1 protein-coding gene is annotated in these 251 nt (G+C 59.4%); it reads right to left on the reverse strand.

The features are described 5' to 3' along the window. Window positions 1-101: 101 nt before the first annotated feature. Window positions 102-251, reverse strand: a 150-nt coding sequence (locus tag BV911_RS20290) for a transposase (RefSeq protein WP_256388282.1), incomplete at its 5' end; no start/stop codon positions are given.

The following is a 251-nucleotide window of genomic DNA, read 5'->3' on the forward strand; positions in this document are numbered from 1 at the left end:
ATGGCGCAAACTCGACGGTCAAAACCGCCTCCCCGAGATCATCCAAGGGGTTGAGTTCCGGGATGGGATCCGCCAACTTCAAACCGCCGCCTGATCAAGCGTCACCAACTTTTGCCCATATCTCGCCGCAGGGCCGCACGCTCCTCTGGGGATTTCCCTCGCGCCTCCTTCTCGACAGCGTAAAGCTGCGCAATCTGTTTAATCGCCTGCTGGGCAATGGGAGAGCCGGTGCGCTCGACCTCATCGACAAA

It is taken from the genome of Pseudoruegeria sp. SK021 (assembly GCF_002119405.1).
In the GTDB taxonomy this organism is placed as follows: Bacteria; Pseudomonadota; Alphaproteobacteria; order Rhodobacterales; family Rhodobacteraceae; genus Meridianimarinicoccus.